8 protein-coding genes are annotated in these 13,229 nt (G+C 48.3%); 1 reads left to right on the top strand and 7 read right to left on the bottom strand.

The window, feature by feature from the left end; translation table 11 throughout:
• Positions 1–17: 17 nt before the first annotated feature.
• The 3 genes from JXR92_RS07210 to JXR92_RS07200 are packed head-to-tail and all read right to left on the bottom strand — an operon-like array spanning position 18 to position 3,178.
• Positions 18–1,295, bottom strand: a complete 1,278-nt coding sequence (locus JXR92_RS07210) for a mechanosensitive ion channel family protein (RefSeq protein ID WP_165853602.1) — start codon at positions 1,293–1,295, stop codon at positions 18–20.
• A gap of 27 nt (positions 1,296–1,322) precedes the next feature.
• Complete coding sequence (locus JXR92_RS07205) at positions 1,323–2,336, bottom strand: DUF4435 domain-containing protein (protein WP_119961795.1); 1,014 nt, start codon at positions 2,334–2,336, stop codon at positions 1,323–1,325.
• A gap of 11 nt (positions 2,337–2,347) precedes the next feature.
• Positions 2,348–3,178, bottom strand: coding sequence for an AAA family ATPase (locus tag JXR92_RS07200; RefSeq protein WP_119961794.1), 831 nt, complete (start codon positions 3,176–3,178; stop codon positions 2,348–2,350).
• A gap of 139 nt (positions 3,179–3,317) precedes the next feature.
• Between JXR92_RS07200 and JXR92_RS07195 the strand changes: the two genes are divergently transcribed.
• Positions 3,318–4,229: a DMT family transporter gene (locus JXR92_RS07195; protein WP_138345877.1), complete on the top strand. Its 912-nt coding sequence runs from the start codon at positions 3,318–3,320 to the stop codon at positions 4,227–4,229.
• 16 nt (positions 4,230–4,245) lie between these two features.
• Here the strand turns inward: JXR92_RS07195 and JXR92_RS07190 are convergent, their stop codons facing one another.
• The 4 genes from JXR92_RS07190 to JXR92_RS07175 form a co-directional block, all read right to left on the bottom strand.
• Positions 4,246–4,830: a Crp/Fnr family transcriptional regulator gene (locus JXR92_RS07190; protein WP_005824006.1), complete on the bottom strand. Its 585-nt coding sequence runs from the start codon at positions 4,828–4,830 to the stop codon at positions 4,246–4,248.
• Between the two features lie 24 nt (positions 4,831–4,854).
• The gene (gene meaB, locus JXR92_RS07185; protein WP_119961792.1) at positions 4,855–5,958 is read right to left on the bottom strand and encodes a methylmalonyl Co-A mutase-associated GTPase MeaB; all 1,104 of its coding nucleotides are present in this window, start codon (positions 5,956–5,958) and stop codon (positions 4,855–4,857) included.
• Positions 5,959–6,088: 130 nt separating this feature from the next.
• Positions 6,089–7,153: a DUF1573 domain-containing protein gene (locus tag JXR92_RS07180; RefSeq protein ID WP_138345875.1), complete on the bottom strand. Its 1,065-nt coding sequence runs from the start codon at positions 7,151–7,153 to the stop codon at positions 6,089–6,091.
• 134 nt (positions 7,154–7,287) lie between these two features.
• Complete coding sequence (locus JXR92_RS07175; protein WP_138345873.1) at positions 7,288–13,173, bottom strand: alpha-2-macroglobulin family protein; 5,886 nt, start codon at positions 13,171–13,173, stop codon at positions 7,288–7,290.
• Between the last annotated feature and the right edge of the window lie 56 nt (positions 13,174–13,229).

Raw genomic sequence — 13,229 nt, 5'->3', positions numbered from 1 at the left:
CTTTTTGATGGTCGGAATCAAGCTCCTTTTTCTTCGGAAGCAACAGGCAGTATCCGCTGGAAATCTCTGCCGGACGGAGACTGGAATACCTGCAAATCGAATTCGGGGATAATTGCCAGCACATGGTCGAACACATCCGCCTGCACCCCTTCATAGGGCACCCAATCCTTCAGCGCACAGAAGAAATAAAGCTCTATCGGGATACCGCGGTCGGTAGGCTGGAGTTGGCGCACCATGCAGGTCAGTTCCTGATTTACATCGGGAAGACTTTTCAAATAAGCCGTCAGATACGCCCGGAACACACCCAGATTGGTCTGGCGGCGTCCGTTGACGAGGATGGAGTTATCGATGCCGTTTTCTGCATTGTACTTTTCAATCACTTCCTCCGTCTGCTCCACATAATCTTTCAGCAGTTGTATCTTGCGATATTTTGCCAGCATCTCCGGGGTGCAGAAACGGACGCTGGTCATGTCGATATTGATGCTGCGCTTCACTCGCCGCCCACCGCTCTCGCGCATGCCGCGCCAGTTCTGGAAGGAGTCGCTGACAAGCAGGTAAGGAGGGATGGTGGTAATGGTATTGTCCCAGTTGCGCACTTTTACGGTGTTCAGTGTCACTTCTATCACCGTGCCGTCGGCGCCATACTTGGGCATGGCAATCCAATCGCCCACCTTCAGCATGTCGTTCGCCGAAAGCTGCACCCCGGAGACAAAGCCCATAATGGAATCCTTGAACACCAGCATCAGGATGGCTGCCGAAGCACCCAATCCGGCAAGCAGCGAAAGCGGGTCGCGGCCTATCAGCTCACCCACAACCACAATGCCACCCACCAGCCACAGAATGACCTGCATGGTCTGCAACATCCCCTTTAAAGGGCGGTCGCGGAACTGCTCCCTCTCGCTGTATACGCTATAAACGGCTTTCAGGAAGGAGTTGACGAAGCTCAGGAAAGTAATGATAATGTAAATAAGGCAGATACGCCGGATAAAATCCATTGCCGATGAACCGACTTCGACAAATGCCAATGGGACAAACAGATAGATGATGACGGGAGCCACCATGCGGCTGAGGTGCACCATCACTTTGCGGTCGAATACGATGTCGTCCCATGTAGCTTTGGTCTTCTTCACCAGTTGTGCCACTACTTTCAGCAGAATTTTCCGGCATAGGGCATCCGCCAGAAAAGCAACGGCAAGTATCAGTGCGAAGGCTATGAACTGGTCGAACATGTCGGCACGGGAAGGGGATATGCCCCACCCGATTAAAAGGTCGTCTATCTTCTTCAATATCTCCATAATCATATGTTTATCATAACGGCAATCTTATCTACGCGACTGCTCCTCCCGCTCAAGGAACTCCATGATATCTTCTTTCAACCACTGATAAAGATAAAGGTTCTTGTAGCCGCTGTTTTTTTTCAGCATCACGGATACATTGACCTGACTGTTCTCATACCCCGTCAGTTCGTTGCGGAACTGTTCGTTATGCTCTGCCAGGCGCTTTATCTCCTGCTCGCGCTCGCGACGCAAGACGGTACATACCGGGATAAGGATTTTCAGCACTACACAATCCATGATATGGTGTCCCTGGATATAAAGATAGGTATTGTCCGGAGTCAGTCCCAAACGTTCCAACTCCGTGCCCAGCTGTTCCACCCGGTCGATGTAGTGGGGGAAACGGGCTTGCAGTTCGGACAGCTTTGCCGACACCGTCTTTTGCATCTCGTCCAGACTACGGTAAGGATGACGCAGGCTTATCTCCTGCAAACGCACGCAGGCGTTGAAGTCGTACATCGGGAAAGTGTGTGTGTCGTGCTGGCGGTAGAACCAGACATTCCACAGAAACAGCGGATAGGCAATCTGAGAATAACGCTTCAGAAAAGCAGGGAAGTCCAGGATATGCCGGTCGTTCAGCGTGGCCTGCACACAGACTTCATGCAGACTGTCGGCAAAGCAGTGGAAGTTCTCGATGGCATAGCCATAAGTCTGAAAGATATAGGGATTCTTGTTTATCTTATGCGACACCTTGGTGGCACCTTGCAGCAGGAAGTCGTAGTCGCTGTCTACACAAGCTATCAGGCTGCGGCCCAGCTCTGCCGTATTCAGCGTGTTCATCAGTACCATTTTCTTGCCCTTTGCCAGAGAGGTGGCCGAGGGAAGCATCACTTGAAAATAACGTTCCTCGTTCTCGAACTCGGACAACAGCGTCCGCCAGAAAGCGATGTCATCATAGCTTTCCACATACGCCACTATGCGCCTGCGTGCCCTCTTGGGAGACAACTTGCGGGCGGCATCCAGATAGGAGGAAGTAAGGTTATGTCTTAGGGAAGTAGCCACGCATCCAGGGATTAAGGATTAGGGATTAGGGATGAAATCTCGCTCACTTCGGTCACGGCATCCAGCCAGCCTTCCATGATGACGGCAGGCGAATGGGTGGTGAGAATAAGCTGCACATTGGGATTCAGGTTGCGTATCATGCCGATGAGTTTCTGCTGCCATTCGATGTGCAGGGAGGCTTCCGGCTCATCCATGAAGAGTACGCAGTGGTCATCGTCACGCACCAACACGGTCAGCAGGATGACGAGCATCTGCTTCTCGCCCGAAGACAATTTGTAAGGCAATAGGCGCTCGCCGTTCTGATAGAAAACGATGTCGTTGCTTTTGCGGTCTATCGTCTTATGGGTATAGCTAAAAAGCTCGTCAATCATATCCTGGAACTTCCGCTTCGGGAGGGAAAGGGAGGGAGCTAGGCTGCGCTGCTCTTCATCACCACTGAGCAGCTCTATCATCTTATTGCCGATGTTCACTTGGTAGTCCAGATAACGGCGCTGGAGCAGATAGAGCTGCCAGTCCAGTTCCGACTTCACGTTGGCATCGGCCATGCGTGCCGTAAAGTCGCCCATGATAAGGGGGCGGTCGTAACTACGGATTACATCATAAGGGATAAAGGTGGCTGCGGGGTTGTCGAAGTAGACGTGTACGCCGTTCTTCTCGTCACTCTTCACTTCACCCGATGTCTGTTCCAGATAGTTGACCGAACGGTTCAGGATAGTGGTCTTCCCCACTCCGTTGATGCCGGAAAGTATATTGACGTCAGGACGCAGGTCCCAGGCAATATCGTACCGATGCCACAATTCGTGTATTTCGATACGCTTGATGTAATTGGCTTGTACTTCCATGGTTTCTTGCTTTAATTAAAAGCAAATATACACGATAATCTCTTATTTCTACGCCCACGAACCAGAAAAATCATATAATGAAAGATTTTCTCTTTTCAGAAAATAGTTGTTCTTTTGCACCCGCAAAAAACAAAAGAGTATGAACAAGAACATTCAAGGGCATCTGTTCGCCCTTACCGCAAATATCTTATGGGGCTTGATGGCACCTATAGGCAAGTCGGCTCTGGTGGAGTTTTCCGCGTTGTCAGTAACCACATTCCGCATGGTAGGCGCAGCCGCCTGCTTCTGGCTCCTTTCCTTGTTCTGCAAACGCGAACAGGTGGACCACCGGGACATGCTGAAGATATTCTTCGCCGCACTCTTCGCCCTGGTATTCAATCAGGGTGTCTATATCTTCGGCCTCTCCATGACTTCGCCCATAGACGCCTCCATCGTTACAACCACGCTGCCTATCGTCACCATGATAGTGGCTGCAATCTATCTGAAAGAACCGGTCACCAACAAGAAAGTGCTGGGTATCTTTGTAGGGGCTATGGGAGCATTTATACTCATCATGAGCAGCCAGACCACCGGTGCCGGCAATAGCAACCTTATCGGAGACCTTCTCTGCCTGCTCGCCCAAATCAGCTTCTCCATTTATCTGACCGTATTCAAGGGGTTGTCGCAGAAATACTCTCCCATCACCCTGAACAAATGGATGTTTGTCTATGCCTCCATGTGCTACATCCCGTTCTCTTACCACGACGTGGCTTCCATACAGTGGAGCAGCATCTCCACAGCCGCCCTGCTGCAAGCGGGATATGTGGTTGTGGGTGGAAGCTTCCTTGCCTATATCTTCATAATGAGTGCGCAGAGACTGTTGCGCCCCACTGTGGTGAGCATGTACAACTACATGCAGCCCATCGTGGCCTCAACCGTTGCCATCATCTTAGGCTTGGGAGTGTTCAATTTGGAAAAGGGGATAGCCATAGCCCTGGTATTCCTGGGAGTGTACATCGTGACACAAAGCAAGTCACGCAAGGACTTTGAGAAAGAAGGGAAAGCCGTATAGGACAGCCATTCCGCCGTCACAGCACACCGGCACGTACCCGGCTCAGAGATTCGGGAGTCATTAACAGATAAGATGCTATGTGGTTGACTGAGGCACGCCGGGCTATCTCCGGATAATCCCTGACGAAACGCGCATACCGTTCGCGTGAGGTTTCGAAACGCCAAGAGTCTGCCTTATATTGGGAAAGCATTAAAGACCCCTCCAACAAATGACGAAGCAGACGGGCTATATGCAGATAGCGCTCAGAGAGTTCGACCAGTCCTGCATACGAAATGCTCCAGATGACGCCTTCCTCCAGGGATTCCAACTGAAGGCAATTACGGCGTCCGGTGAAAAGGCTGACGATACACATGGCGCCGTCACCATCGCAGGCAAAGTTCTCTGTAATGTCCCGGCCTTCTTTGAAATAGAACTGGCGAAGCAGTCCTTTCTCTACGAAAACAATATCCCTGGCTATATCTTTCTCACTAATCAACAGTTCTCCTTTGTGCACCTCACGGCGTACAAACAAACCGGCAATGAGCTCCAGCTCCTCAGAAGGGAGTTCATGAAGGCGGCGGGTAAACCGCCGCGCCACTTCCATGTTGTTTTCCTTAGTCATCGATATAGAGAAAGGGATATGCCCTTATTTCTTCAGTTCTGCAAAATAGGTGTCCAGCAAGTTCTTGGCAGCCACAAAAGAAGTCAAGTTGCCTTGTAGCACTTGGTTTTCCTTGCCAGTCAGCATCGCTTCAATCTGCGGATTGTGGTAGAAGCTGTCACGCAGCTGTTCGTTAATGGTCTCGTACATCCAGTATTTGCTTTGCTCGTTGCGGCGGTATTCAAAGTAGCCGTTGTCTTTCACAAAATCAATGTATTTGTAGACCATATCCCACACTTCTTTTACACCAAGATTATAGAACCCGGAATAAGTCAGCACTTGGGGTGTCCAACCGCTCTCCGGAGCCGGGAAGAGGTGCAGCGCATTACGGAACTGCGTTGCTGCCAGCCTGGCCCGCTCCAGATTGTCGCCATCAGCCTTATTAATGACAATGCCATCGGCCATTTCCATGATGCCGCGTTTGATACCTTGCAACTCATCGCCCGTACCCGCCAGCTGTATCAGCAGGAAGAAGTCTACCATGGAATGTACGGCAGTCTCACTCTGCCCCACCCCTACCGTCTCTACAAATATCTTGTCGAAACCGGCAGCCTCACAAAGCACAATCGTCTCACGCGTCTTGCGTGCCACACCACCCAACGAACCGGCAGAGGGACTGGGACGTATGAAGGACTTGGGATGAACGGAGAGCTTCTCCATACGCGTCTTATCACCGAGAATACTGCCTTTGCTGCGTTCGCTGCTCGGGTCAATGGCAAGAACGGCCAACTTGCCTCCGTGTTCCTCCAGTACATGCAAGCCAAATACATCAATAGAGGTACTTTTACCAGCACCGGGCACACCACTGATGCCCACACGAACAGAGTTACCTGAATAGGGCAAACACTTCTCTATCACCTCCTGCGCCACAGTCTGGTGCTCCGGTTTCACACTTTCCACCAGCGTCACAGCCTGGCTGAGTACCGTAACATCACCTTTCACTATGCCCTCCACATAGTCTGATACAGAAAGCTCGCGTTTCTTCCGCCTGGGACGGTTCTTCAAGTAAGGATTGACCGATGAAGGTTGCTCAATGCCTGCATTGACAACCAAGCCTTTATATGCTTCATTATTTTCGGGATGTTCCATGGTTTAATGTGCTAATATGGTTAATATGCTAATGTGCTAATATGAGGAATGTGCTGAATATATTAATAGGCTTTTATGACAATCTCTACTATCTCCATTAGCATATTGGCACATTCCTCACATTAGAACATTACTTGATGTTGATTTCAACTTTCGGCTGCATCGGGTCATTGGTAATCATCAGCAGACGCAGATGACGACGCTTCTTGCCTATATTCTTCTTCACTACCGTTACCCGCAGGCGGGTGCTTTCGCCGGGTTGCAATACGCTCTTCTTGAGGTTAACGCCCACTGCCGGGTGGAATACCTGGAGCTTGTTTATCTGTAAAGGAGAACGCCCGGTATTGGTAATGGTAATATCTTGACGTGCTTTTGACTTCTTGGCCAATATCGCACTCATATCAACTTCTTTAGTAGAAAGGTTGATGGCAGGAGCATTTTCCTTCTCCACTTCCGTCATTCCGGAGAAATCCGGTAAAAGAATGGCAGAAACGGGAATTTCGTTTTCATCGCCCACCTTGTCACCGGAGAAACGAGAAAGATAGACCGACGCTTGAGTCAGTCCGAGGTCAGTCAGTCTTTCCGAATTCAATGTAAGTGTAATCACTCCTTTTTCTCCCTTTTGCAATACATTAGGTTCTACTTTTGTCTGCAAATAAGGGGGTAGATGCATCAGTACCGGTTCATAAGGACGGTCGGAAAGATTGACCACGCCGATATGAATCACCGGCTGCTCACCATGCTGAATATCGGGAAAGTCGAGGCTGTTCTTGTCAATACGTATCTGGCCGATAAGATAAGGGTGCGTCTTGGTAAAGTCCTTGATTTCCTGTACTACTTCACCATTGAACTTCAAATAGACCAGATTGGGTTGCGCATTGCTGTAAATAGCCACGGATTTCTGGAAATGCCCCAATGCCTTGGCGTCAAAAGTCACATTCACCGTTCCTTTTGCCCCCGGAGCAATAGGCGTTTTTGTCCACTGAGCTACGGAGCAGGCACAATCCGGCTCCACTTCTGTAAGCACTAAAGGCCGGTCACCCGTATTGGTGATGGTATATTGCACAGTCACGGGATGCTTCCATTCTATCTGGCCGAAACTGTACATCTCTGTATTCGAGGTAAAACGAGCTTGCGCTACGGCAGCCAATGCCACACTTGCAAGCACATATAAAGTGATCAATATCCTCTTCATCTATTTTTTAATATCAAGATTTCCTAATTCTGCTACTCTTATTCAATATTAGCCGGACAAAAATAGGTGTTTTTAGCGAGAGTACCTAAAATAGAGGAGCGCAATTTGTACAAATTGCGCTCCATACTCTATTGTTACTTTATTACAATTATCCCTCCCGCCGAATGCGAAGCATACTCCGGAGCATACGCACATTGTATAGTGGCCAGCCCCGTTTCGTATGTTCCGCCACGGGCTATGCGATAACTGTGCTCTAAGACATAAACGCCTTTGCCCAAATGGTCGAAGAAGAAATTGGTTGCGGCATCTTCCACTTCTGCATAATAACCGAGGCCATTACTCCAACGATAACCGGAAAGCGAGCCTATAGGTTCAAAGCAGGCACCCCGCAGGTCTTTCAACTGAACAAAATCCATAGCACGATCCAAGCGGATAGTCAAACGGGCCACTATTTTATCACCGACGGATAATACGGTCCCTTCCGCAACCGGTTGCAAGGACTTGCCGCCACTGGCCGATATACGCTCTACATAAAGTTTCTTCTCTACATTCAATTCACCACCCTGCTGCTTTACATCGGATATGGGTGACAGATACTGGGCATAAACAGCTCCCCAGGCAATGCCTGCATCCCGTTTCTCTACTGTAACGGTTTTAGCTTTCAGCTCCGGACTTCCTTGAATGAAAGTTTCCTTGACATAACCTAAATCTGGGATTATGGTCTTTGCAGGCGACAATGTTTCCAGAACTTCGTTGCCTAACGTAATACGTACGTCTCCCCGGCTTTCCAGCAGGTTAGTGCCCTGACAAAGCAATGCATAAACAGCATCAGCCGTTGCAACCGGAGAATTCCAGCTGACAGTCTGCTTCTGTTTCAGCAGCCAGAGTTTCATTTCCTCCACCAAAGCATCGTTGCCACCTGCCATACGCAGGGCTTCCATTACTTCTACATGGGCAGGGATGGGTAGCATACCCCAGTTGTACGGATTTGCCTGGAAAGCAAAGTATGCACCCAGTTCATCCGTCTGTACCAAGTGTTCCTTGAGAGAGGCGATGAATTCATGCGCCTCGGCTGTACGCCCTACCGCTTTCAGAATGATGGCAGACTGCGCCTTGCTGCTCATTGTTCCATCTTTAAGATTGGCCCCAACTTTCGACAAGAAGTAACGGTAAGCATCCTGGTTTGCAGCCGGTACTTTTTCACCGCTGACAGCAATCAGATACAGATACGTCATGGCAGCTTCCGAGTTGACAGTAATTCTAGCGCCATTTTTCTCAGATTTACGGATATTGCGATATTCTTCCAAAGCCTGCCGATTCAAATAGCCGAAAGCTTTCTGCCGCATGGCGGCAACTTCTTCAGGCAGCTCATTTTTCGTCAGCAAAGGAAGACGAACAAGTAATTCTGTAATATAGCCAGTTATATAGCGGCTACCGGGCATTCCTTTATACCAGCTCCATCCACCGTCTTCACCCTGCAATTCTTTCAATTTGGTAAAAGCGGAAAGATTGCGGTTATTCAGTTGGTTGATATCAAACAGCGTGGCAATACGTGCCTGCTGTTCGGCTTCAGTAGTAGCTTCCAGTACCCACGGAGACTCGCTGAGCAGGATATTCTTCACATCCTGATTCTTCTCCAACTGGCTGAGGAAGGTTTCTTTCGTACCACCGGCAGCCTTCCAACTGTCAAATACAGTCTTAATGCGGGGCTGGCTGTTGGCAATGAAGCCTGCCAGACTATTGGCATACCAAGCTGTAGCCCAAGAAATGGCATTATCATTGGCAGGCAGGCTCAATGCCGGCAACGCTTGTACAGCATACCAAGCCGGATTCCCGGTAAATTCTACAGTTAGACGACGGTCTGTCGCTGTACGGCTATTACGATTGAAAAGGCTGTCTAATGAGAACGTACGGGTCTCTTCGCCACGAATAGGCATAGCAAGCGTTTCCGTAATGTACTCCTTATTACTTAATACGGGCAACAGATGCTGCTCGCCATCGCTGAACGCGCCTCCATCAGCGACCATACGGACACCAAGCAAATCATAGCAGTCGGACACATCGAAATGGAAGTTGACGGCAGTATTTCTTCCTGCTTCTACTGAGAATTTCTGACGCTGAGTAGCAATAACTTTCTCCGTCATAGGGTCGAACAGTGTGAATACAGCTGTTCCTTTCACCGCTTTACCCGTCAGATTGGCTATTGTTCCGGCTATCTGTGTTTTATCTCCTACGCGGACAAACCGAGGCATATTCGGAGTCAGCATAAACTCCTTGGCAGTTACAACAGAAGCATCCAACATCCCAGTCAGCATATCCTTAGTATGTGAGTAACCACGGAAATTCCAACGGGTCAAACTCTGCGACATCGTAAAGGAAAATGCAAGCTCCCCTTGTTCGTTGGTACGAAGTTGAGGATAAAAAAAGGCTGTTTCGGCAAAATTGGTGCGAAGTCCCTCAATAGGTTGCAAGGCCTCGCCAACCGGTATCGTTTCCGATTCAAAAACAACATCTTCCACTACTTGTGCAGGAACATATTTCACTTCAACGGCATTCCCAGATTCTGCTTTAGAAGCAAGCATCGGCTGGTTGGCACCACGTATTCTAAGATTACCGGTCAAAGAGCCATTCCGGGTAGTCCCATATCCCACAACACTTACTTCTTCCAAAAGCGCATTGTCTTCTACCATCACTATCCGCATCCTTCCATCCATATAAGGAGAACAGAAGTGGTCAAACGACCACACCGGAACCCTCCAAGCCTTCAACGGGAAATAAATGGAGAAGTAATTGCTATTATAACGGCTCGCACCACGGAATGCTCCATACAGATTATCCGGATAGAAGACCCGTAGTATCTGGTTACTCTTATAAATCTTATCCAGTGAAGCGTCGTACATCGTAGCCAGCATTTCAGCCGCAGCAGGCATACCTTGAGGCGTCTTTATGACGAGCTTCCACTCTTCCTCTTGTCCGGGATGCAAACGGTCACGGAACACTTCCCATTTCATGCCGAGAGCACGTTCAGGCTGCCGCTTCTTCAGTTCAACCTGATGGTTATACATCTCACCATCTTTCACAAAACTGAAAAGAACGGTGATTCCCTTGCCATATGCTTCCTTATAAGGGAATTCCATACGGATAATAGTATCATTCAACTGCAACACACGGCTTTCAATGCGTTTTCTCTCACAAAATACATCCATCAGCACATATGCATCCCGATAAGAAGTCCCCAACAGAAAAGCGGCAGGGTGCTGTACATCAAATTCCTCATTTTCTTTATAATAAAAGAAATCTGTAAACGCAGCCGGACACTTGTCACTCTTTGAAAAGAGCATGAAACTGTCACTGCCATATGCCCCGTTATTCTCTTCACGTCCCAAACTATCACGCACGGAAAGTTTCAAACGATAGTTACCTGAAGGAAGCTTGTTCCAAGCCGAAAAATCCTGGAGCCGATTGGCCATGAAGTCCCCCTCTAATATTACATCAGTCAAAGGGTCAGAGTCTCCTATATTCCTCCCCCGATCCCGTTCTGTTAATGGATACAGATAATAGGAGCCTTTCATATCTTGAGGAACATTCATCATATTATTCACTCTAAAAGTGAACAGCATGCTATCTTCCTTACAAACATATTGAGGCAGGCGGACATCAAAGGAATAAGCCTTAGGGCCTGCCAGCAAGTTATACGAAGCGGACTGCGTTTCACCAGCCTCATCCGTCACCACCGCCTCCACATGATAAGTATACACACTTCCATACCCGTCTGTATCTACAACCGGAACCTCTAAAGTCAAGGGTATGGAAAAATCCCCGTTGGCATCCAATTGTATGGTGTCAGACAGTAATGGTTTATCAGCATTGCTCCAATAGCCAGGTCTCGGATTCCGGCGAGTCACCGTATATGCCAATGGCACATCCTGTACCATCATGCCATTGAAAGCCTTGACATTTCCTTTCAACACTACCTTGCCCCCCAGTCGGTAAGCTTCCGAAACCGGAGTGAAGGCAATCTCAAACGTAGGTCGCTTGTACTCCTCTACCCTAAAAGTGACGGTAGATTGAGGCTCTTTAGTCCGTATACTGAACATGCCATTCAGGCAAGCTGCCGGAAGTACAAACTCCGTAGCAAAAGAGCCGAAATCATTGGTCTGCACCTTCCTAGTGGCAAGTTCCTTTCGGTTGGCATCCAACAAGACAAGCTCATAATCAACTCCTTGTAGCACCTGGGCATTATCACTGTTCTGTTTGTAAGCTATTCCTTTTACATGGACGGTCTGCCCGGGGCGATAAAGCGAACGGTCTGTCAGCAATGCCATCTGCCTCCAATCTGTATCCTTTATACCGTAATAAGAATGATTCATATAAACATTCTGCGGCATCATACCTGTGTCTCTGCCTTTACGCGCCACATAACTTCGGATTCCACTCTGCCAGGGTAATACAGCTTTCCCCCCGGCATCAGTCAGTACCTCTGCCATCACTTTTCTATTCTTCTCATCATAAGAAGAGTAGAAACTCACTTTGGCATCAGCAATCGGCTGTCCGCTACGGGCATCCAATGTAACCACTTCCATACGGTCGTCACCCAAATCCAATGTCAGCACCTTGAAGCGAGTAGATACCAAAAATTTATCATCTGTACGGGCCGTTTCAGCATCAGGTACTATTTGAAGAATATAGACTCCCGTTTCCCGAGGTATCATGAACTTAAATACAGTGTCCGAGGCAAGATAAGGGACATCTTCAGGCAATTTATCCTTGCCTGGCAACGGCTTTAAGCCAAAATGCGTGGAAGAAAACTTCCGGGCATATTTTCTATAAGTATCTTTATTTATACCATGGTCCATCCAAGGCACTTCACTTAAAGTAGTGGCATATAAGTTGAGAGTGAAGCCCCCGACATTACGATAATGCAGTCTCATATTTACCGAATCGCCGGGATAACCGCTTTCATTCATAGTCAGAATGAGTTCAGGCTGCAAAATCTGTTCACGGATATTTTTCAACTCATTGATACGCTTATACGCAGGATAGCGCTTCAAGCCTTCTTCACAGACTTTTAGAGCCTCATCAGCGCGTTTCGGTTCCAAACGGCGCAGGTGGTTGGCTTTATGAATGTAAACCTCGGCACAAACCTCTCGTGAACCGTATTCCTTTATCAATTTATCCAAAACCTCAAGATATTCCCGATTAGCCTTTTCCTGACGCATTCGGAAAGTAGGATAAGGCTGCTGGCTGATACCACCGGTCAGCTTCCAGCTCCAATAATCAAGAGAACAGAGCAACATAGCATCTTCCGAACCGGCACGATGGCGATAAGCATTCATCATATCCAGATAAATCCTTTCGATACGGGCCTGTACCAAAGAATCCACACTGAAACCATCCAGTTGCCGATAGGCATCAACAGCACGGCTTACCAAGAGATGGTACATATCGTGCCCATAGAACCGGCTACCGTCTTCCAACACCACAAAAGGCACATATTTTTCTGCAGATGTATCAAGCAAGCGGATGGAATCCTGCAAGGATGCACGGTTACACCTATCTATTTTATCCACAAACTGGCTGATACTCCACTCACGGATATCTTCCGGGACCTCGTCAACAGCCAGTAGAGTACGTGACAGCAAGACACGGCGATTCTTCCGCATCAAGTCAACATATTCATATGCCAACAAAGAGTGTAGAATAGCCTTGTTCACAGGATTCCTCTCCGATTGTGCCCAAGATTCCATATATTTCAGACTGGAGTAAAGGCTGTCCGGAGTCAGCCCCTCTTGATAAGTCTCCCTACAAATGTAGGCTTTCAACATTTGCGGAGCATTCTGCTCTTGCCGACCTTTCCGATAGATTTCATCAGCCAGTTTTATCACTGTTTGAGGCAGGCTTTTCTTTTGAGCCTGCTCCACCTGCTTCCACAACTTATCGTACGTCTGCGCATACAATGCCGACCCCCCAAATGTAACCAGCAGCAACAATATGCTACAAATTCTTTGAATTACTCTCATGATTATTCGTTTGTTAGTCTTTGTATTAATAACAAAGGAAGTGAATAAAGTTCAAA

The sequence above is a fragment of the Bacteroides parvus genome (genome assembly GCF_017309675.2).
Lineage (GTDB): Bacteria > Bacteroidota > Bacteroidia > Bacteroidales > Bacteroidaceae > Bacteroides > Bacteroides uniformis.
The sequence above is the reverse complement of the archived record's forward strand: the minus strand, read 5'-3'. Positions and strand labels throughout refer to the sequence as shown.

What these genes read in the sequence shown, in the direction of transcription:
- JXR92_RS07210 (WP_165853602.1), bottom strand. Translation starts at nt 1,295, where the DNA reads ATGGAGATATTGAAGAAGATAGACGACCTTTTAATCGGGTGGGGCATA.
- JXR92_RS07200 (WP_119961794.1), bottom strand. Translation starts at nt 3,178, where the DNA reads ATGGAAGTACAAGCCAATTACATCAAGCGTATCGAAATACACGAATTG.
- JXR92_RS07195 (WP_138345877.1), top strand. Translation starts at nt 3,318, where the DNA reads ATGAACAAGAACATTCAAGGGCATCTGTTCGCCCTTACCGCAAATATC.
- JXR92_RS07190 (WP_005824006.1), bottom strand. Translation starts at nt 4,830, where the DNA reads ATGACTAAGGAAAACAACATGGAAGTGGCGCGGCGGTTTACCCGCCGC.
- meaB (WP_119961792.1), bottom strand. Translation starts at nt 5,958, where the DNA reads ATGGAACATCCCGAAAATAATGAAGCATATAAAGGCTTGGTTGTCAAT.
- JXR92_RS07180 (WP_138345875.1), bottom strand. Translation starts at nt 7,153, where the DNA reads ATGAAGAGGATATTGATCACTTTATATGTGCTTGCAAGTGTGGCATTG.
- JXR92_RS07175 (WP_138345873.1), bottom strand. Translation starts at nt 13,173, where the DNA reads ATGAGAGTAATTCAAAGAATTTGTAGCATATTGTTGCTGCTGGTTACA.